This window comes from Mesorhizobium sp. M0715 (assembly GCF_040320355.1).
Classification (GTDB): domain Bacteria; phylum Pseudomonadota; class Alphaproteobacteria; order Rhizobiales; family Rhizobiaceae; genus Mesorhizobium.
The window spans coordinates 80,200-99,444 of sequence record NZ_JAMYPL010000027.1 but is presented as its reverse complement, the minus strand read 5'-3'; the positions used below and the strand labels follow the sequence as shown (position 1 = coordinate 99,444).

The window sequence follows — 19,245 nt, the reverse complement described above, 5'->3', positions numbered from 1 at the left end:
AGCTGTTCACCCTCGCAAAGCCCGCCTGAGCCGGCTATCGTGCAACAAGTGCCCGTAGCAATGACCTATCTGGACGGGCTCCTAGGGTCCACATTATCCTGCGCGCTGATTCCGGCTTTGCGCGCGAGGAACTGATGGCCTGGTGCGAGATCAACCGCGTCGACTACGTCTTCGGGCTCGCCCGCAACGAACGGCTGGAAACCAAGATCGCCCCGGCCATCGAGGAAACCTGTCTGGTTTCCAAGAAAAGCGGCAAGGCTGCCCGGGTCTTCCGCGACGACAAAAGACAGCTGGTCACGCCGCTGGCGGGTCGTGGCCAAGGCCGAATGGACGACGCAGGGCGCCAATCCGCGCTTCATCGTGACGTCACTCAAGCCGGAGCGCTGGGCGGCACGGGCGCTTTACGAGGAGCTCTACTGCGCCCGCGGCGACATGGAGAACCGCATCAAGGAATGCCAGCTCGACCTCTACGCCGATCGTACCAGTGCCAACACCATGCGCGCCAATCAGCTGCGGCTGTGGTTCGCCTCGTTTGCGTATGTCCTGATCTGCGCCTTGCGTCGCCTCGGTCTTGCCCATACCCGGCTCGCCAACGCCAGCTGCGGCACGATCAGATTGAAACTGCTGAAGATCGGCGCACAGGTGCGCGTCTCGGTTCGTCGCATCAAGGTGGCGATGGCCTCAGCGTGTCCCTATGCCGAGGAGTTCGCCCTGGCTCACGCCCGAATAGGTGCCGCGGCTCTGCGACGCCGCCGGACCTCAACCCTTCTCACAACAACAGAGGATACATTGCTGAAGAACCCGACCGTCGCAACACCGCGGCGCTGATCGCGCCCGTCTTCGACCTCCACAGCCAGGCCAGTGGCCGCGCCGCGTCACAACGGAGCCTGGCGCTAAATTCGGTGAGAGAAGCGGGCTAGGCCAAAACCCGCACGGGCTCCCGAAACTAATTGAGAGACCCCCCTACGAAACGTGCGGTTAAAAGTGTATTTCGTATGTTGCACTCGTATAACGTTGGCGAAGCGTAATTTTGCGTTTCAATAACTCTTAAAGCAGCAACGATGTGGTAGAACTTTACCGTTGCCGGCCTGCAGAGGATGGCGCGCAGTGCCGCAACCTTACGCCCAGCTGCTTGTGCGCCGGTGACAACGTCCGGTGCGAATGGCTGCGGAGCAGAGACTATGGAACGCTCGCCGACAAATGCTGTCGCTCAACTTCGAGGACTGGCAACCAAAGTATCTGATCGGTATTCTTTGGGGCCCTCGATGAATCTCCCCGAGCGGGTCGGAGAGGCGGTTCCGGTAGAATTCAACCATTTTCTCGACCAGACCGATGGCGTTACTCGATCTGAGCAGTTATTCGTCTATTATCTGCTTTGCCCTAATTTTGATTGTCCCTGGTCGCTTATGGCTCCCCTGAACCAGGAATTTTGAAGCCGGTAAGACGCGATCCAGGATCATCAAGTGGAGTCGAAAGCGCGCAGGCGCCTTTCGATGGAGCGAGGTATACGACGACGCAAGCACGACTGACAACGAACAACGCGTTTTCGATGAGGCTGCGACGTGGCTTTCGTGGCGGGCCGCCCGTTACGAAGATTGTTGACTCTTGACTGTCCGCGGAAGCTGGTCGGTCGCTGCAGCATTCAACTTCTGGTCAACCAGAGAACAACAGCCGGCCGAGCAATCCGACACAGCACTCGACCGCCTTTCATTCCCTGATTGTGGGGTGGCTCTGTGAACGAAACCGGCCGTCCATCAAGGCGATGTCGCCAGTCCTTGAGCCGGAAGTCGCGACCAGGAAAGTTCGGAAATAGGCTGCCCAATAGTAAGCGCCCGGTAACGCCTGAAACACCAACATTTGAGCGTTCCGGCGATTTCGGTTCCGAGCAGTATCGGTCAGCACCTGAGGCCCCACCAAACGACCGGATTTCCGCGTGGTGGGTCTGACTGCGCAACGCCGTTCGGACGCCCGCCTGACGATCGAACCGACTCCCGGCGTCGACATCAGCCGTCTGGCCTTGGCATCAAGGCGCACCAGCGCGCGACCTTTTTCTCGAGAGCCTGGAACTCGCGCAGTAGCACGGTGTGCACAGAAAGCAGCACCGTGGCCACCGTCTTCAGATTCGGATGGCCAGCCCCCAGTTCACGGATGCGGCAAGCAAGTCGCGCGGCGTTGTCTTGCCGACCTTCAGCCCAAAGCCGCGCAAAATGCCACGCAGGCTGTTCTCGACATCCCGCAGCTTCGATTGAACGAGCTTGCGCGCCGTCAGCACCGCTCGCACCTCCTGCGCGGCAATCGACTTGCAATGCACCGGCAGGAACCAGCCAAGCCGCATCAGTTGCGCGATCCCGCGCGCGTCGTTGCGATCCGACTTCACCGGCATCGCCTTAAAGGCATCCCGCACATGCCGCGTCTCCAGAAGCTCGACCGCCAGTCCTGCTTCTCGCATCGCCGCAAAGAGCCACTGTGACAGCGGCCCGGCTTCCAGCTCGATCCGCACCAGGCCAAAGCCAAGCAAACCAAACCAAGCAATCAACGCCTCCGGCTCGCTCGCCACGGAGCGATGGTCTTCGCGGATGGAAAGCACGACCTCGTTGAAACAGCCGATCATCGGCCCGGGAAAGGAGGATCACTCTCCGGCATAGTTTTCGACGGCCATACGCCTCCGCTGACCGCGCCGAGTGCCATGCCTACGAGGCGGAGTAAGCCCGCCACGTCACGATATTGCCCGGTGGAGGATCGCGCGCCTGAACCCGATACTCGCCCAAGCTCCGCCACTCCGATCGGATTAGCCGGACAAGGTCCTCATGCAGGATGGCGGCGTGTGCTCGTCGGCGAAAGATGATCGAGCAGCTTGCTCTGGGCCTCGGAGATCGGCTGGCCGGCGCTTGGGGGTTCGATGATGCGTGGTCATCTCCGATAATGCGGGCACACCGTCATCAGCGTTACCGCATTCTCCTCCTCGACGTTGCTGCCGCGATGGCCTCCGGCGTCGTCGGCAAAGAAGAGTTCGAGCCGATAGTGCTCTACCCAGGTGCTCCCTTCCCGGGCGGCTAAGCCGCTCATGTCCAGCCAGCCAGAGATCCGCGCATGATCTGCGAACGCCGCCTGCCGCACAGGCAAGCCGATGCAGTTTCTGATCTATGAATGGCTCGGCCCGAAACCGACAGAGTCGCACAGCAAAAGCGGCTCATGGCGAATCTGTTCACGAAGCCTGGCTCGGTCGCGCCGGAGCGAAGGTCCCTCCATTTATCGACGAAGACATTCCTCACAAGCGACGGGGTCGAACTCAGGGGCAGCCTTATGTGGCCGCCTCGACCCCATGCCGGCTCGATCTGCCTCAACAGTGAGGCCATGACCGAGGGACGGGCATTTCGCCTGGTTCGTCGACACGCGTTTCCAGCGGAAGAAGTGTGACGGCCATGTCAACCGATGAGGGCGTGAGGTGGGCACGAAGAAGCAGCGACCCCGGTGTCGCCGATCGCCAGGCTCGCTGCCAGCCCCCGCTTCAGCGATCTCAACTCGTTCACACGACCATTGGCGAGGGAGAAGGCCGGCCAAGGCGTCGAATAGTCGGTGCCGGGACCAGCACCTGCAGATCAGGTAGCGGCACATATCGGACGGCTTCGGCTGAGCAATCAGCTTCAACGGGATCAGGTCTGTCCTTGAATCTTTCAAAGGGCGTTTCGTCCGCTTTCGAAATCGGTTAGGTGCACACCCTGACATAGGGTCGGAAGGCCCCGAAGCGGGTAATATGATACTGCAGCGTGATCATGGGCGGCAGCACCCAATACCCTGCCGACGTTCCCCAATGTTCCGATCGCTCCGGTGCCGTTGACGTTGACATGGGTAGTGTCGAGTATGAGTTCGGCGGCGATGTTTTCAGTAAAGAAAAAGGAGATTTCGAATTCCGGGGTCACGGTGTCTGAATAGGAGAGATTGAAACCGGCAATCCCGCCGAAGTAACCTGAATCGTTGGTTTTCACTCCCAGCGCGCGCAGGCGGATCTGCCACGGGCTCGGCGCCTCCACCGTCCTTTGGTCCTGTGCGATGTAAGGTGCACAGGGTCTGCCGCCAAAGCCTGCTGAGTGGCCCCCATAAGGACGACGAGGTAATTACCCCCCCTTGCCCCCTCGATGCGGCACGGTGGGGTCGTCACTCGTCGTCGATGTCCGGGTACTGCGGGGGAGCCTTGCCGATCTTGTTGATGATCCTCGGGTAATTGGCATCGGGCTGCGCCTGCCCAATAACTTCAACGCGGAAGCGCCACTCGTCACCGTAGTCGTACAAGAAGGTTATTGCCGAGTCCACCTTCTGGAAGGCTGGGGCGACGCGCGTGCCCTTCACGCTGCGAGAGCCGCTCCCCTCTATGTCGGCGAAGAGTTCGAACCGCTGGGGCGAGTCCAACAGCTTTCCCGTCAGTTTTGAATAGAAGCCGTAGGCGTGGTCCATGTCAAAGCCAAGCCGCTACGATGGCTTCGGCCAAATCCGCCAGCGTGCTCGAACTCGACACCTCGATTTCCCGATAAAGCCGTGCCCGAAGAGAGGCTCGGAAGATCAAGGTCGCAGGCTTCTGTCATGGCGGATTTCAGGCGCTGACTTTGAAGCCAGCTGCGTTGTCGCACGTTGGGTGACGAGGCTGATCGGGCAGTTCCTGAAAGACAGCGACGCGCTTGCGTAGCTTGCAGCAGGACCCCATCATTATTTCCAGCGCCTCGCGTTGTCATCGAGACGAAGCAACCCGCAGGCCGGCGTGCTGCGACGGCTATTATGTCTGCGCAACCCAAACAGCTGCATCTCGCGCCATTAGACGTCCCGGGATGCGGTCACCTCCGCCCAAGTCAAGCACACCTGTTGTTGAACGATCAGCCCAATGTCCTTGGTTCATCGAAAGTGGCGGGAATCCGAGCTCTGATCTTGTCACGGCCGCGCATCAAGGGAGCAGCAGCGATATGGTTAGCATTTGACTTTGGAGCAAATCTGCAGATTCACTCATCACCTCATCATGGTCTGGCGGCTGGGATCCAACTTCCTTGCAACTGCCGAAATCCTCAGCCCTTTGGCCAGCTCGGCTAACCAAGCCAGACCGCCAGATCAGAAAGAGCACGCTTGCGAAATACGCCAGCTGAAGGAGCAGCGAACACGCCAGCGACGTGAGGACTACTGTGCCGATGGAATGAGAATCGAAGTAGACGGTCAGAGCGGTGCTGCACAGCACCAGCCCCAGGACGCGGCAAAACATTCTAAAGGGCAACGGCGTTCTCCTGGTTTTGTCTCCTCAGATCATGCTCCGACCTGGTCGGCCGCAACATGGGTCTGGCAGTTCTTCGGGCAGACGCGGGCGCAGGCTCCGCAGCCAATGCAGCGGCCGGGATGGTCGACGACCATGATCATGCGATTGAGCTCGCCATCGAAATCGTCGTCTTCGCCGTCGCAGGCGCCGAGGATTTCACCCGCGTCATCGACGCCGTAAAGATGCATGACCTCGCGCGAGCAGACTTTGAAACAGCGGCCGCAGCCGATGCAGGTCGTGCCGTCTATAGCGGTGAGATATTCCGGCATCCATCCGGAGCCGTCGCGGGTGGTGAATGTGCTCCTCATCGTAACTTCTTCATGGCAGCGAGCTCTCTCCTGGCACCATCCAACTCGGCAAAAACGGCCGACGCTCCCTCGGCAACTTCCTCTATCTCGGTCCATTTTCCCGGGAGATCCTCTGCAAGGTCGCGCAATTTCATCTTGGCAATTGCCGCGCGCAGCTGAAGCTTTCGGACTTTCGTTCCCATCTCATCCAGCTTTGACATAGATCCTTCCTCGAAATCGGTGTCTTCACGCCCGTGCCACGTCGCGATAGGCTTCAGTGGCTGCAGTCGCATCGTCGACCAGTTTCGTACCGGCCTCCGCGAGTTGCCGGAACTTATCGAAGCCGAACCGATGGACGTCTGGACAGAACGAGAGCTGCCCGACCGTGAAAAGCAATCGTCCGAAGCCCCCATGGGTTTTCATCTCCATCATTGGCGATGTCATCAGGCCGGAGCGCTCCTCGATCGCAAGCCCGACGGCCGTGTAGAACATATCGAGCCTCCACAGCACGTCCGGATCGGGATCGCCGATGATGGGCATCGCATGGCGCTGTTTTCTGGTGATGATGAAGTCGCCCAGCAGTTCGGCGTCCGATTTGCCTTCCCATGAGCAGAAGGCTTGAGCACGGATCAGCCGCACCAGGCATTTGACGAACGGGGTGGCAAGAGCCGCCTCGTCCTCGTTGACAGCCGGGCTGACCGCGGCATCAGACATTTCGCCTTCTCCTCATTTCAGTCCTCTTCCTCGAAGCACGATGTCTGTTTTCTGGGACGCCTACTTCGGGCACACTTGCGCAGCCGACGCATGGCTCGGCCCCGCTGATTCCACGCAATTGATGTCCCTCGGGCCGACCTTGAACCCGTCCTCGACTGCGAAGTCTTCCACGCGAATTCGCGTCGAACATCGCTTCCGCCGCAATGCGGGAGGCCATGAAGATTCGAGCCTCGATCCTGCTGCAAACGATCGACCAATTGCTGCATGGACCTCCTTGCTGCGGTCACGCCAGGGAAATGGACGAAGTGGCCAGTAAGCCCTTTCGACCAATTACCCTTTTTTATCTTTCTTCCTCGGCCGACCGCGCTTTGGCACCTTCGGGAAACTGTTTTGCGCAGCGGCAAAGAGAGCGCAGCAACAAGCCTTCGCACCCCTGTACTTGGCGAGGGCCTGCAGCAAATCCGGCAGATGCTGCTCTTTCAATTCGGCCGGGATAGGCTCCGGACCGTCCAGCGACGTCAGTGCCAGTTCGACCAACTCGATCGCGCGATCATTGTTGCCGTTCTCGTGATAGTACCGGGCGACCGCGGGATAAGATCGGAACTTGGGACTGTCGCCTTGCGGGGGATTCAGCGCCAGGATGTGTTCGGACAGCTCCTTGCCCATCGCGAAGCGCTCAGCAGGGGGAAGGCGCGAATGGTCATTGGCCGGATGGAAAAGCTGGTCTAGCGCCGAAACCATCCAATCCTCGGAATTTTTGTCGATCGCGTCGCGAACCAATTGGCGCATCACGGGCAAGCCGGTCCACATGTCTTGTATTTTGTGAAGCAACAGATGTGCATGGGCCAGGCGGAAATTGAGGTCGTCCGGCATCAAGGCAATGCCCTCTTCGATAGCCCAGAGCGCCGTCTTCCAATCTTCCAACTTCACCGCCGCCCAGAACCTGTCATCGATCGGCTTCTTCAACGCTTGTCCGCGCGCCAGGGGTTCGCTTGTTGCGATCCGCTCCTGATCGGCCGCTTTCGCTTTGTTGCTGGTACGCCAGCTGCCGTTGAGCACTTTCGGCAAAACCTCATCGAGTTGGCTCGGATGACCGATAAAGGCGATGCAGCCGTCTCGGTCGACCACGAACGAGGTCGGAACCCCGACGCAAAAGCTGGGTTCCCTCCAAAGCTTCTTCATTTCGCCTGTGAAGTCGAACGCAATCCGATGATTCAGATCCGGGCACTTTTCGGCCAACCACGCATCCAACTTGGTCCGGGCCTCGACGGCCGTTCGAGCTTCTTCATCAGCCGCGATCCCGAGGACCTCAAGTCCGCTGTCCCTGTATTTCTCCTGGAGCCGCATCAGATCGAGCATCTCCGCCATGCATAGTTCGCACCAAGTTGCCCAAAATTCGACGATATAGACTTTGCCGGGCTGGAAGTCCGCAAGGGGCTCGCCACGCAGCCAGTCCTCCATTTTGATCGAAGGAGCCGGTGACCCCATCTGCAGTACCATGTTGTCTCCAAAGCTGTTGCCAAAAATTGCGTGACCTTATGCGCAAGCTTGTTCCCCCTTTTAGACGGGCCACGAGGGTTCAAGAATGGAGAGCATCGCTCGTCTTGCGCATCTGCGTGCAGTCAGCCTTCACTCAGTGTTGCTGACTCTCAATTCGCAAAGGCCGTACCAACGCGCTCAGCGCACACTAAATGCTTGATTATACTTAAAAAACTTTCGGGATGCCCAAGATAGCCGGTTGTATTGGACGCGACACGTTTTCTGCCGCTGTCAGGTCTTGGACACGCATCACCCGCTTCGCGTCGGCAGAAAAGCGTGGCGCGGACGACTCAATATGCATTCGGGCCGAGGGACGAGGCCGATGGGTGTCCTCAGGCTCGTCATGATCCTCCGCTTCACGCCACCGGCTTGAGCGTCTTGCCGTTCCGGTCCGGAGGCGGTAGCGATCTCGCCATTTGCGATTGCAGGGGCCGCTCCATCCGAGCATCGGTTCTGCCCTACCTCTTCCGCTTTGCGCTTGAATTCCTGGCTCGCAACGCCAGAGTTTCACGACGAAGCCGGTCATGTCCGGCTGCGTGTCGCGAATAACGCCAGATCGAGGAGGTGATCGGCCCGAAGAGAGCCGGGATCTGCCGGCATGTGCCGGGCCGGTGAACTCTCCCGGATCCTACTTTTGTTGTTCTGTGTCCCTGTGCGCAAGCCCTACAGGGGCCACCTGGTGCGAATGTGAGCGTTGTCGGAATTGGCCGGCCTCAGGGCCGCGTGGTCGCCAGCGGTGGGCCGGGCAGACTGAAAACGTCGAAGATGCGGCCGCCCTCGCCGCTAACCCGGCTACCATCCCAGGCGATGACACGTGATTGATGCCATTTCGCGCCGAGGGCCGGCAAGAGCCCGACCGTCGGACTCGAAGATCGGTGCCTTGGCCGCTGCACGGTCGTTGCCGTGTTCAGTTCCCGGACAGTGGTGAAGGAAATCGCGATGACGCCAATACGATGAGGCTACGGTCCGAACGCGGCCTGCCGCGCTGAAACGACTCCCTTTCTCGACCTGACGCCGGCTCGAGTATCGGTGTTTTGAGCGCATTGAGGGCGCCTGGGCTTCTGCCCGGCCGTTTGTCTGCGCGTTACGGGTTGTCTCGGCGAGCAGACACCGAGCGCGTTAGAGGCGTCCGGGGAATGTTCTTCGCGACGGCGCTTGCAAGTTGCTCATGAGCTTCGCGAAACCTGCTCGTTTGCGGCGACCTTCCTCCGACTTGGTATCAGGGTAGGTGGCCAGCGGAGTAGAGCTTTGAACAGCATCGGTGCTACTTCAGAACCCGTCAGCGGGCCAAAAACAGCGGCAAAGGCGTGCCAACTATCCATCTTATCACGCTACCGGAGAGCCGCTCGCGCAACCAGCGGCTGCCATAAGCGCCCATGACGATCACGTCGGCAGACGTGTCGATTGCGTGCTGCGCTAGCACCTTGGCCACCGGTTTGCCGCGGCTCGCCAGCCGGTCGACCCAAACCCGAGCACCGTGCCGAGTGAGATAGGCAGCGATGTCGGCTCCCGGCTCGGCGCCGTTTCCGGTGCAGGTCGCCTCCGGATCGACGACTGCGACACGAACTTCCTCAGCACCGGCTAGCAGATGCAGCGCTTCTCGAATCGAACGGGACGCCTCGACTCGCGAATCCCAGCCGACCAGCACGCGCCGTGGAGACAGAGTCGCCTCAGCGCCCTCCGGTACGACAAGCACCGGCTTTCCCGTGTCGAACAAGCTGCCGTTGATAACAAGGGGTCCGAGACTAGTCTCATTGAGAAGTGCGGGGCCGACGATTGTCAGGTCGGTGCAGAGCGCCCGCTGTCGCACCGCGTCACCCACGCCAGCCTTGTCGCAGTGTTCGGTGTCGACATCATAGCAGCGCCACGTGGCTCTCAGCACTTTGTGAATTTCCCTGCATGTCTTTTCCAGGTTGGCCATCTCCTGTGAAAATTGTTCCTGTGCGGCAATGTGGTGTGCGCGATGTCTAGACCACTCGGGGATGCCACCGCCCAACGGCGGAGGGGACCCAATAAGCGGAGGCGACATCAGGAGCGGCGGAGGCGATATAATCAGTACGGAAAGATACGCGCCGACCTCGGCGCACAAGCGAGCAGCTATTGCGACGTCCTGATCGGAATGGTCAGCTCCCGTCACACTGAGTATTTTCTTGAAGGCCATCTGACTGCTTCCCCCTGAGATGTCGGGCCCGTAGCGCGTTTCGAACCGCAAGACTTGCCTTCCAACGAAGACGGAGAGTGGCACACCATCCGTTCGCGATTCAGTCGTCCAGCTTCTCGAGCGAGTAGCCGGCAGACCTGACAGTACGAATGACGCTACCTGGCGAGGCAGCCTTCAGCGCCTTTCTGATCCGGCTGATATGGACGTCGACAGTGCGTTCACCGACATGGATATTGTCCGGCCAGGCCGCGTCGATCAGCTCGTCTCGGCTGAAGACCTTGCCGGGAGCCTCAAGAAATTGCCGCAGCAGGTTGAATTCGAGAGGTCCGAGGTGGATGTCGTGGCCATTGCCGCGAACTCGGTGGGCATCGAGCTTCATCTCAAGGCTGCCGCAGCAGAGCCAGCTGCCATTTTCGATCCCGTTTGAACCCGGCTTCGGTAGCGCCAGCTTCGTGCGTAGATAGTCGAGCAGCATCGCCGGCGTGAAGGGCCGCACAAAGCTCTCGTCAATACCTGCCTTCAAGAGATCGAGCTGCTGGTTTTCGGCGCCGGGCGCGATCAGCGCAATAACCAGCAGGCCTCTGTTCCGGAACTCCGCCTTGAGCTGGGCACAGATGGTAGACCCTGTCGAGCTTGCCGGCTGGCAGTCCAGCACCACGGCCTGCGGCTCCCGTTCACTGGCTAATGCCAGCGCTTCCTCCACGCTTCTGGCCAGTTCAATCCTGAAGCCATCCACCCCCAGAATGTGGCTGTAATACAGATACAACTCCGCATCTTGCGAACAGATCAGTACCCCTGGCTTCATCAGCGCTACCCCAAGAACCATATCGGCCTGGGCCACCTCAATTGAGAGGGCTGGCCACCGCATGTCCTCAAGACCTGACATGATCCCCTCGATCGAAAGTCGGTTGCATCACGCCCGCGCCACCTCGGGATGAGCCTCAATGGCTGCGGTGGCATCGCCGGCCAGTTTGGTACCGGCCGCGGCGAGCTTCCAGAACGTCTCGAAACCGAACCGGTGGACGTCGCGCAGGGTCTTTGACAGAACGACCAACCGCCCGGCTGTGAAGAGCACGCGCCCGAAGCCCTCATGGCTCATCTCCATCATCGGCGATGCCATCAGGCCCGTGCGCTCCTCAATCGCAAGCCCGACGGCGGTGTAGAACTTATCGAGCCTCCACAGCACGTCCGGATCGGGATCGCCGATGATTGGAATTGCACGGCGCTGTTCGCTGGTGATGATGAAGTCGCCCAGCAGCTCGGGGTCCGATTTGCCTTCCCATGACCCGTGGGAATCATTGGCACGGATCAACCGCACGAGGCATTTGACGAACGGGGTGGCAAGGGCCGCCTCGTCCTCGGTGGCGGCAGGGCTAACAGCGGCTTCAAACATTTCGGCTACTCCTCAATTCAGCCCTCGTCCTCGAAGGAGGGTTTCTGTTCAGCGACACCTGCCTGCGCCAGCACCTTGCGCAGCCAAGGGGGAGGACACGTCCTGAGCATCATCTGCGTGCGCAACAGCACCTCTTGGATGGTCTGGGGCTGCGGGACTTTGATCGGATGGATCTTTGCGGAAACAAGTTTGGCTGCCGAAGGTCCGCCGATCGCCAGACAAAACAGGAGATGACAGCCCTTCAGCGCCTCCACCTTCGGGGTGATGCGGTCATCGCCCTCAGTTCGGTGCTTCCCGCTCTCGTCGGAAACGTCGTCAAAGGCCACGGCTTCCACGAGATTCCACTCCTCGCGCATCACGTCGTAGACAGCAAAGCGCCTGGCCGAGCCGAAATGGGCGTTGATGTTCTTCATGTCCTGCGTGGCCATTGCCACGCGCAATGCGCCGGCTTGGCGTTCCGGCGTCGGTGCGTGAACCTCGTCAGTGACGAGCGAGAGGCGACGGACGGAGCTCATCTGGCATTTCTCGCTTACGGAGTGGATCAAGCGCTTCAGGCGTTGGCGCGTGCCGGTTGGCTTCAAAAATGCCGGCAACCTCGAAGATCAGGTCGCGGGTCCCCTGGTAGAGGATTGTGAGCTTGTGCTGGCTGCCGAGCCGGTCGAAGATCGGGAAGCCGACCCGCATGAGCGGAATGCCGAGGCGCTGCGCCGCCTGGCGGCCGTGGGAATGAGTAACGAAAAGATCAGCGCCGGCGCCAAGAGCTTCCAAATCGCCGAGATCGCCAATTTGAACTGACTGCGCCGGTACTTCCTCCAGAATTTTCGACATAGCGGCCGTTGTGACCGCCGCCGCGATTTCGGAGCCCATTCCGATGAAGAAGCTCGCGAGTTGGTAGAGTTGGTCTGGTTCAGCAGCGATCGCAATTTTCTTGCCTCCAAAGTGGAAATGTCCGTCGAGTAACGCGTCCTGCAACTGCGCCCGGCGACGGCGCACGCCAGCCGGCGCCGCCGCGCCCGAAACCGCGGATAACAGCGAGACGAACCGGTCGGCGTCCTTCAATCCAGTCAGCGACCGGAACAGCACGTAAGGCACGCCGGTCAACCTCTGCAGCAGCTCGGCCGGGCGGCGCATATGCTCCCCGATCGCGACGCATTGCACAGCCATGCCAAGCTCGCGGATATCCTCGACGCTGGTGCCGCCATAGGTGGTCGTGACCCACCCGTCGGGCACCGTACCGTCGAGCGAGCCGGAGACGTCCGGCAGAATCACCGGCTTCAGTCCAAAGCTTTCAACCATCTCACGCAAATGCTCGATATCAGCCACAGTGAGGTTCCAGCCAGGCAGGATCACGATCTTCTTCGACTGCCGCGCCTGCTCGCCGGGCCGCGTAATCCTTTCGATCATCGCGGTGACAGCCTTGGCCCAGCCCTCTTCGATCGCGCCATCGAAATCCGGTGTGTTGGCTAGCACCACCTCCGTACCCGCGAGTTCTTCCCTGCGCTTCAGCCTGATATTGGCGATATCGCCTGCGCAGTCTTCGCCCCGGGTTTCCACCAGCGCCGTCGTGCAGACCCCGATCAGTGTGGGCTTTGTGCGGGCCTTCAGGTTGAGGATCGCCTCTTCCAGATGGTCTGCCCCGCCGAGGATCGTCGCCACCTCGTCCATCGCCGTTGTCTGCAGGGGGATGGCTTCCTTGAAATGCCGCACGAAGAGCACGAGCGCGAAACTGGTGCAGCCCTGGCTGCCGTGGAACAACGGCATCGCGCCGTCGACGCCAAGAAAGGCCAAGGCGGCACCCAAGGGCTGCGATGACTTCAGCGGATTGACCGCCGCCGCTTTGGTCTGGGGAAGGATGCGGACCATCGGCTCTCCTCAACACTCGCCGAAATCACCGGCCGTCGTGCCGGCGAATTCCTGGACAGCATGCAAGGTCGCGGTCTCGCTTTTCGTGCGCGGCCGTTCCTCCCTCACCGCAGGCTGGCAATCCCATGGTGCCGGCTCGCGCACCTGCCCCCAGATCGGGTTGTGAATGGCGATGTCGATCTGGCGTACGAGTTCCACCATGCCGTCATAGCCGGCGTAAGGGTGTTGGCGCTCCTGGTTGATATCGAGCCAGGGTGTCTTGGCCTTCAGGGCGATGAACTGCGTGCGCCCGCCCGACAGCATGATATCGGCCTTGTGTTCCGAGAGCATGGCGTAAAGCTCGCGGGGAGCCATCTGCTCGAACATGTGGTTGTCATCCTTGAGGATCTGCTTGATGCGCTCCTTGTCTTCGACGGTCGACTTCTTGACAGAGGTGCCGACGATCTCGATGCCGATCTCCATCAGCGCATGGACGACCGACCAGGACTTCACACCGCCGGTGTTGAGCAGCACGCGCTTGCCTTCGAGCCTCGGCCGGTAGGCGGCGAGCTTCTTCCAGGCGATCGCCTCCTCCTCTGCAATCAACGCCTCGGTGCGGCCGAGGATCTCCGGATCGGCACCCTTCTTCACGAGCAACTGAGAGATCTGTCGGAGCGCTTCCGAGGTGTCGGTGATGCCGTAGAAGGAGCCCTCGAAAAACGGGATGTCCCAGCGCTGCTCCATCTTGCGGGCCAGATTGATGAGCGCGGTCGAGCACACCATCATAGCCGCCCGGGCGCGGTGCGCGCAGGCAATGTCGAAGTAACGCGCGTCGCCCGGAATGCAGGCGCGCACCCGGATGCCGAGCCGATCCAGCAGCGGCTTCACCAGCCAGAATTCGCCCGAGAGGTTGAATTCGCCAAGAATGTTGATGTCGTAAGGGCCGGCATCGTCGGGCTCGACCGTGCCGATGACATGATCGAGCAACGCCTCGCCGGCAAGCTTGTTGCCAAGATTCTTGGAGCCGACGAAGCCCGGCGCATTGACCGGTACAACGGCCAAGCCGAACTTTTCCGCCGCGCGCTTGCAGACAGCCTCGATGTCGTCGCCGATCAGCGCCGTCACGCAGGTCGAATAGACGAAGATCGCCGGCGGCCCATACGCTTCCTTGATCTCGCGGATCGCTTTGAAGAGCTTCCGCTCGCCCTGCCCCATCACCACGTCGAGTTCGGTGAGGTCGGTCGTGAAGCTTGTGCGCCACAGCGTTGGCCCGGACGAAGCCGCACCGCGGTTGTCCCAGGTATTGCCCTCGCAGGCGAGCGGCGCATGGATCAAATGCGCAACGTCGGTGATCGGCTGCAGCACGATCTTGGCGCCATCAAAGGCACAGCCGCCGGCCGCCGCCCCGGGGGTCAGTGGCTTCGAACAGCCGTTTTTGCGCGCCGTGGCATTCTTGCCGCGGTTCTTCTCGCAGGCAGGCTCATTGAAGACATCCTGGATTTTGGCTCTGAGCAAGGACATTGCGTCGGTCTCCAAAGTCCCTCGGGAAGACGACCGGCCAAAGCCGACCGTCACGCTTAGCGGGTGAGGTCATACGAATAGTCCGTCACGCCCGTCTCGCTTGTCTCGCGATCGAGCTTGTCGAAGATCTTGTCGAGGATCGTCGTCAGGACGCGCAACCCGCCTTGGTAGCCCATAAGCGCAAACCGATGGTGATGGTGGCGGTCGAAGATCGGAAACGTCAGCCGGATCAGCGGCGTGCCCGTGTCGCGCTCCAGATACTTGCCATAGGAGTTGCCGATCAGCAGGTCCACCGGCTCGGTGAAGAGCAGCGAGCGCATCGCCCAGAGGTCCTTGCCCGCCCAGACTTGAGCACCGTTGCCGAAGGGCGATGATGCAAGCAGTTCCTTCAACTCCGCTTCCCATGCGGAGGTGCCGTTGGTGGCGAGGCAATGGGTGGGCTCGCCGCCCGTTTCCATGATGAAGCGGGCCATGGCATAGACAAAGTCCGGATCGCCGTAGATGGCGTATTTCTTACCGTGCAGCCAGGATTGGCTGTCCGCCATGGCGTCAACAAGTCGGCCGCGCTCGAGGCGGATTGCCTCGGGGATTTGCTTGCCGGAAATCGCGGAGACCTCCATCAGGAAGTCGTCGGTCGCCTGGACTCCGAGCGGGTAATGAAACGAGGCAGTCGCCTGCCCTACCCCCTCGCAATACTCCAGTGTTTTTCGGGTGTTGTAATGCTGTAGCGAAAGTGTCGCCTCGGCGTTGAGTGCTTTCTTCACGTCTTCGATCTTCGTGCCGCCGTCGTACATGCGGTATTCGCCGTCCGACGGCGTGTCGAACTGGTCAGAGGCGTCTTGGATGAAGGTATAGGAGACGCCCAGCAGATCGAGCAGGCGCTTTAGTTCCCGGTTGTTGCCAACACAGAACCCGTCGAAACCCGGAATGATGTTGATGGTCCCCTCGGCTTCCGTTCGCTCCTCGCCTTTCCAGAAATGCTCCAAAATCCCCTTGAGCGTGACGTCGTAGCCATCGACATGACTGCCGACGAAGGCCGGCGTATGGGCGAAGGGGACGTCGAAGTCGCGCGGGACCGAGCCTTCGTCCTTGGCGTTCTCGATGAAGCTGTGCAGATCGTCGCCAATGACCTCCGCCATACAAGTGGTCGAGACGGCGATCATCTTCGGGTCGTAGAGTTGGTACGTGTTGGCGAGCCCGTCGACCAGGTTCTTCAGGCCGCCGAACACTGCCGCGTCCTCGGTCATCGAGGAGGAAACCGCCGAAGCAGGCTCCTTGAAATGGCGCGACAGGTGCGAGCGGTAATAGGCGACGCAGCCCTGGCTGCCGTGGACGAAGGACATGGTTCGCTCGAAGCCTGCGGCCGCGAACACCGCGCCGAGCGGCTGGCAGGCCTTGGCGGGGTTCACGACAAGCGCTTCGCGAGCAAGGTTCTTTTCGCGGTATTCCCACGTCTTGGTGAATTCGCCTTGGTCGGTAACGATCTGGTCCGGGTGAGGACATTCGAAATTCAGCCTCTTCTCGGCGAGCATCTGCCTGTATTCCGGCTCGCGGAACAGGGGCGCGTGGTCGAGAACTTTTTCAGCCGACTGCGGCATGGGTGGTTACCTCTTTCCATCTGGCCCGCCATAGGGCGGCACAGGGACGTCGAAACGTTTTCAGGTCTCCCGCGGACAAAGGCCACAGGCGTTCACGGCCTGCCGGCTTCCGGGAGGCCAGGTTTTCATTCAGCTGCGATCGCCGCCGACGGCTCGGCTTTTTTCTTCCAGGGGGCGTCGTAGAGGTTCCAGACCGGGTTGTTGATGGCCAGATCCATATCGCGGGCGAAGATGGCGAAGCCGTCGTAGCCGTGATACGGGCCGGAATAATCCCAGGAATGCATTTGACGGAACGGTATGCCCATCTTCTGGACCGGGTACTTTTCTTTGATGCCGGAGCCCACGAGATCAGGACGGATCCCTTCGATGAACTTCTCCAGCTCGTAACCAGTCACGTCGTCATAGATCAGGGTGCCCTTCTTCACGTAGTGGCCGGTGCGCTGATAGTCGTCGTTATGGCCAAATTCGTAGCCAGTGCCGACGATCACCATGCCCAGGTCCTCATATGCCGTGACGACGTGACGGGGGCGCAGCCCGCCGACATAGAGCATCACCGTCCTGCCTTCGAGGCGCGGCCGGTACTTGGCGATTACGGCATCGACCAACGGCCGGTATTTGGCGATGACCGCCTCGGCCTTGGCCTCGATTTCCGGCCCGAAGTGCTTGGCTATCTTGCGCAGAGAGGCTTCAGTCTGGGAGGGGCCGAAGAAATTGTACTCCATCCAGGCGATGCCATACTTTTCCTCCATGTGCCGGCAGATGTAGTTCATCGACCTGTAGCAATGGATGAGATTTAGCTTCGCCTTTGGCGCCCGCTCTATTTCGGCCAGCGTAGCGTCGCCCGACCAGTTGCCGACCACGCGCAGGCCCATCTCCTCAAGCAGGATGCGCGAAGCCCAAGCGTCGCCGCCGATATTGTAGTCGCCGACCACATTGACATCGTACGGGCCGGACTCGAACTCCACTTCCTTCTTCTCGAACACCCAGTCGCGGATCGCGTCGTTGGCGATGTGGTGGCCGAGGGATTGCGAGACGCCGCGGAAGCCCTCGCAGCGCACCGGCACGATTGTCTTCTCGTGCTCCTTGGCCTTGTTGCGGGACACAGCTTCGGTGTCGTCGCCAATCAGGCCGATCGGGCATTCGGATTGCACAGTCATGCCCTTGTTCAGCGGAAACAGTTCCTCGATCTCGTCGATGATCCGTTCCAGCTTCTTGTCGCCGCCGAAAACAATGTCCTTCTCCTGGAAATCGGAGGTGAACTGCATGGTGACGAACGTGTCGATGCCGGTCGTGCCGACGTAGTAGTTGCGGCGTTGAGACCAGGAATATTGCCCGCAGCCGACCGGGCCGTGCGAGATATGGACCATATCCTTGACTGGACCCCACACCACGCCTTTCGAGCCGGCATAGGCGCAGCCGCGAATTGTCATCACGCCGGGGATGGACTTGATGTTCGATTTTACCTCGCATTCGGAAAGGACCTCGCTTTCCGCGCCAGCCTCGTCGCCGCTCTTTGCGACGCTGAGGTGCTTTTTGCGGCGCTTCGCCGACTTGTCAGGATATTGCGACAGCACTTCCTCGATAAGCCTCGCATGGAGGCCACCGTCATTCTCGTATTCCAGGCTCATGGGACCCCTTTCAAGGTTCAGGGTGACGCCTCACCGACGAGGCGCCGTTCTTTGAAAGACGCACCAGGTCAGGCGGCGCCTCATGTCGGCAGCGGTCGCTACTGTGCGGCCGCCTTAGCCGCTTCCTTGACCTGAAGCTCGGCAAGCATCTGCTCGTCCGTCTTCATGATGCCGAAGTCGAGCAGCATGTCCTCGAGCTCCTCCATGGTGATCGGGGTCGGGATGGTGCCCTGGCCCGAATTCCCATGGATCTTCTCGGCCAGCGCCCTGTATTCCCCCGCCTGCTTGGAATCCGGCGCATATTGGATCACAGACATCTTCCTGAGCTCGGCGTGCTGGACGATGTTGTCGCGCGGCACGAAGTGGATAAGCTTGGAATTGAGCCTGGAAGCCAGCGCTTCGGCGAGGTCGAGCTCGCGGTCGGTTTGGCGCTCGTTGCAAATCAGGCCGCCGAGCCGCACGCCGCCCGAATGGGCGTATTTCAGGATGCCCTTGGCGATGTTGTTGGCGGCATAGAGCGCCATCATCTCGCCGGACATGACGATATAGATTTCCTGGGCCTTGTTCTCGCGGATCGGCATCGCGAAACCGCCACACACCACATCCCCGAGCACGTCGTAGGAGACATAGTCGACATCGTCGTAGGCGCCGTTCTCCTCGAGGAAGTTGATCGAGGTGATCACGCCGCGGCCGGCGCAGCCGACACCTGGCTCGGGTCCGCCCGACTCCACGCATTTGATGCCTTTGTAGCCGACCTTGAGCACGTCCGCGAGTTCCAGGTCTTCCACCGAACCTTCCTCTGCCGCGAGATGCAGGACCGTATCCTGCGCCTTCGCGTTCAGGATCAGGCGGGTGGAGTCGGCTTTGGGGTCGCAGCCGACGATGAGGATTCTCTGCCCGAGGTCGACCAGGGCTGCGAGCGTATTTTGGGAGGTGGTGGACTTGCCGATGCCGCCCTTGCCGTAAAAGGCGATCTGACGCAAACCTGACATGTAGCTTTCCTTCCTTCGTTCCCATTCATCGCGGCTGCCGCGACTTGAATGCCGGTCGGGCAGCTCTAGCCGCCTCGCACCTAAGGATCTCAAGACTCATGCCAATTTGGCTGATCCAACCGAAGAATAATTTCATACTGGTTTTTCAGGGGTTTAGCTTGAGTTCCAAGAAAGGATCGTCGGAACAGCCCGTGTAGCGGACGCGACATTGGCGACACAAAGCGTCGGATCGCGATCCTCAGTCACCGCATTTGGTTGAACCGCATCGTTGAATTGA

At 60.4% G+C, this 19,245-nt stretch carries 17 protein-coding genes and 2 pseudogenes; 2 read left to right on the top strand and 17 right to left on the bottom strand.

The window, feature by feature from the left end:
• Positions 1–80: 80 nt before the first annotated feature.
• Positions 81–741 (top strand): annotated as a pseudogene (locus tag NKI21_RS26715) (IS1380 family transposase); the annotation flags it as partial.
• Between the two features lie 1,375 nt (positions 742–2,116).
• Here the strand turns inward: NKI21_RS26715 and NKI21_RS26710 are convergent.
• Positions 2,117–2,587 (bottom strand): IS110 family transposase, encoded by a 471-nt coding sequence (locus tag NKI21_RS26710; RefSeq protein ID WP_502896778.1) that lies wholly within the window; start codon positions 2,585–2,587, stop codon positions 2,117–2,119.
• Between the two features lie 254 nt (positions 2,588–2,841).
• Between NKI21_RS26710 and NKI21_RS26705 the strand changes: the two genes are divergently transcribed.
• Positions 2,842–3,057: a hypothetical protein gene (locus tag NKI21_RS26705; RefSeq protein WP_352868242.1), complete on the top strand. Its 216-nt coding sequence runs from the start codon at positions 2,842–2,844 to the stop codon at positions 3,055–3,057.
• 664 nt (positions 3,058–3,721) lie between these two features.
• Here NKI21_RS26705 and NKI21_RS26700 read toward each other — a convergent pair.
• From NKI21_RS26700 to nifH, 16 genes and pseudogenes are all read right to left on the bottom strand, one after another.
• Positions 3,722–4,028, bottom strand: a pseudogene (locus NKI21_RS26700) (OmpW/AlkL family protein); the annotation flags it as partial.
• Between the two features lie 127 nt (positions 4,029–4,155).
• Complete coding sequence (locus tag NKI21_RS26695; protein ID WP_352868239.1) at positions 4,156–4,452, bottom strand: IS1096 element passenger TnpR family protein; 297 nt, start codon at positions 4,450–4,452, stop codon at positions 4,156–4,158.
• A 481-nt stretch (positions 4,453–4,933) separates the two neighbouring features.
• Complete coding sequence (locus NKI21_RS26690) at positions 4,934–5,242, bottom strand: exopolysaccharide production repressor protein (protein ID WP_352868257.1); 309 nt, start codon at positions 5,240–5,242, stop codon at positions 4,934–4,936.
• 41 nt (positions 5,243–5,283) lie between these two features.
• Entirely contained in the window at positions 5,284–5,601 is a 318-nt protein-coding gene (gene fdxB, locus NKI21_RS26685; RefSeq protein WP_023736356.1) for a ferredoxin III, nif-specific, read from the bottom strand.
• A complete protein-coding gene (locus tag NKI21_RS26680; RefSeq protein ID WP_023736355.1) occupies positions 5,598–5,801 on the bottom strand; it encodes a CCE_0567 family metalloprotein in 204 nt (67 codons plus the stop codon). Before NKI21_RS26680 ends, fdxB begins: the two co-directional genes overlap by 4 nt.
• A 25-nt stretch (positions 5,802–5,826) precedes the next feature.
• The gene (locus NKI21_RS26675; RefSeq protein ID WP_352868234.1) at positions 5,827–6,294 is read right to left on the bottom strand and encodes a NifX-associated nitrogen fixation protein; all 468 of its coding nucleotides are present in this window, start codon (positions 6,292–6,294) and stop codon (positions 5,827–5,829) included.
• A 330-nt stretch (positions 6,295–6,624) separates the two neighbouring features.
• Positions 6,625–7,794: a TlpA disulfide reductase family protein gene (locus NKI21_RS26670; RefSeq protein ID WP_352868232.1), complete on the bottom strand. Its 1,170-nt coding sequence runs from the start codon at positions 7,792–7,794 to the stop codon at positions 6,625–6,627.
• Between the two features lie 1,318 nt (positions 7,795–9,112).
• The gene (locus NKI21_RS26665) at positions 9,113–9,994 is read right to left on the bottom strand and encodes a universal stress protein (protein WP_352868230.1); all 882 of its coding nucleotides are present in this window, start codon (positions 9,992–9,994) and stop codon (positions 9,113–9,115) included.
• 100 nt (positions 9,995–10,094) lie between these two features.
• Entirely contained in the window at positions 10,095–10,880 is a 786-nt protein-coding gene (locus NKI21_RS26660) for a response regulator transcription factor (protein ID WP_352868228.1), read from the bottom strand.
• 27 nt (positions 10,881–10,907) lie between these two features.
• The gene (locus NKI21_RS26655; RefSeq protein WP_352868226.1) at positions 10,908–11,387 is read right to left on the bottom strand and encodes a NifX-associated nitrogen fixation protein; all 480 of its coding nucleotides are present in this window, start codon (positions 11,385–11,387) and stop codon (positions 10,908–10,910) included.
• A 17-nt stretch (positions 11,388–11,404) separates the two neighbouring features.
• The gene (gene nifX, locus NKI21_RS26650) at positions 11,405–11,902 is read right to left on the bottom strand and encodes a nitrogen fixation protein NifX (protein ID WP_352555892.1); all 498 of its coding nucleotides are present in this window, start codon (positions 11,900–11,902) and stop codon (positions 11,405–11,407) included.
• Positions 11,868–13,250, bottom strand: a complete 1,383-nt coding sequence (gene nifN, locus NKI21_RS26645) for a nitrogenase iron-molybdenum cofactor biosynthesis protein NifN (protein ID WP_352868223.1) — start codon at positions 13,248–13,250, stop codon at positions 11,868–11,870. Before nifN ends, nifX begins: the two co-directional genes overlap by 35 nt.
• A gap of 9 nt (positions 13,251–13,259) precedes the next feature.
• On the bottom strand, positions 13,260–14,750 hold the full coding sequence (nifE, locus tag NKI21_RS26640; protein WP_352868220.1) for a nitrogenase iron-molybdenum cofactor biosynthesis protein NifE: 1,491 nt from the start codon (positions 14,748–14,750) through the stop codon (positions 13,260–13,262).
• A 56-nt stretch (positions 14,751–14,806) separates the two neighbouring features.
• The gene (nifK, locus tag NKI21_RS26635; protein WP_352868217.1) at positions 14,807–16,348 is read right to left on the bottom strand and encodes a nitrogenase molybdenum-iron protein subunit beta; all 1,542 of its coding nucleotides are present in this window, start codon (positions 16,346–16,348) and stop codon (positions 14,807–14,809) included.
• A 125-nt stretch (positions 16,349–16,473) separates the two neighbouring features.
• Positions 16,474–17,976, bottom strand: coding sequence for a nitrogenase molybdenum-iron protein alpha chain (gene nifD / locus NKI21_RS26630; protein WP_352868214.1), 1,503 nt, complete (start codon positions 17,974–17,976; stop codon positions 16,474–16,476).
• A 98-nt stretch (positions 17,977–18,074) separates the two neighbouring features.
• Positions 18,075–18,968 carry a nitrogenase iron protein gene (nifH, locus tag NKI21_RS26625; RefSeq protein WP_023706403.1) on the bottom strand — a complete coding sequence of 298 codons (894 nt, stop codon included), beginning with the start codon at positions 18,966–18,968 and terminating at the stop codon, positions 18,075–18,077.
• Positions 18,969–19,245: the final 277 nt, after the last annotated feature.